The sequence below is a fragment of the Aminobacter sp. LjRoot7 genome (assembly GCF_964252895.1).
Taxonomy (GTDB): Bacteria; Pseudomonadota; Alphaproteobacteria; order Rhizobiales; family Rhizobiaceae; genus Aminobacter; species Aminobacter aminovorans_B.
This window is the reverse complement of record NZ_CAXUPX020000040.1, coordinates 1-923: the sequence shown is the minus strand read 5'-3', so window position 1 is coordinate 923 and position 923 is coordinate 1. Positions and strand designations below refer to the sequence as shown.

The 923-nt window shown below is 60.5% G+C and carries 1 protein-coding gene and 1 pseudogene; one reads left to right on the top strand and one right to left on the bottom strand.

The window, feature by feature from the left end; genetic code table 11:
• Positions 1 to 348 (top strand): annotated as a pseudogene (locus tag ACSQ3E_RS30850) (IS21 family transposase); the annotation flags it as partial.
• Between the two features lie 290 nt (positions 349 to 638).
• On the opposite strand, the gene ACSQ3E_RS30845 reads toward ACSQ3E_RS30850, so the two are convergent.
• Positions 639 to 902, bottom strand: a complete 264-nt coding sequence (locus ACSQ3E_RS30845) for a DUF4242 domain-containing protein (RefSeq protein ID WP_436125513.1) — start codon at positions 900 to 902, stop codon at positions 639 to 641.
• Positions 903 to 923: the final 21 nt, after the last annotated feature.

Genomic DNA, 923 nt, shown 5'->3' with positions numbered 1-923 from the left:
TTCTGAGATGGCGCGATATCTGTCGCTGATCGAGACCAAGCCCAACGCGCTCGATCAGCTCGCCCCCTGCAGGACTGGGGGCTGCCCGAAGCGTTCCAGTATCTGCGGCATCTGATGGAAGCGCGCATGAGCAATCGCGGAAGCTGAGTTCGTTCAGGTCCTGCGGCCGATGGAGGCGATCCTGGATATCGTGACCTACGCCAGTCATCGAGGCGATCCGGTTAGTCGCGATCCGGCTGCGATGCCGTCAAGCAGATCGCACTGGCCCGGATCGAGTGCAGGCCGGCCAGGACCTCGGCGGCCTATCCGTATTGCCTACACCGTCCTCATTTCGGGAGAGCGGCATGAGCGGCAGGGAGCAGTCGATGCGATGCCGACTGGCACGACCAGCGGCCCGCCGCAGGTTCTGCTTGGCCATTACCTCAAGCAGTTGACGCTGCCGACGGCGGTGCGAGAATACGACAGGGTCGCCCGTGAATGCGCGTTATCTGCTGAGACTGGTCGAACTGGTACTGATAGGCCGCGAGCGACCTGTCGAGTTCGCCGCTTTCGCGACGGCTTTTCAGATCGCCGACTTTTCCTTCGCTGACCTCACGGTCTACTCCATACCGCCAGTCGCTAGTGAGCAGGCTCGCCAGTCACGGCGTTAGATCTAGGGCCGGAACGATCTTGTGGTAGGGCAGGCCTGCATCGTCGTTCAGACGTTTAACATCGGTATCGGAATTGGCGTCGAAGAGGCACATGCAGCGGCCGTCCTCGGGCGCAAAGGTTGAGCGAAGATACTTGATCTCCGTGCCTGCGGCTGACATCTCAGTTGCCTTGCTGATCGCAGCTTTCTGCGCGCCACCAAGGGCTTCCATGCTGATCCCTTTGAGATCCCGTTCCACCATATAGACGCTCATCTCGTCCTCCTCTTTTCATGC

Excerpts from the sequence above, each read along its gene's own strand:
- ACSQ3E_RS30845 (WP_436125513.1), bottom strand. The coding sequence starts at position 902 with ATGAGCGTCTATATGGTGGAACGGGATCTCAAAGGGATCAGCATGGAA.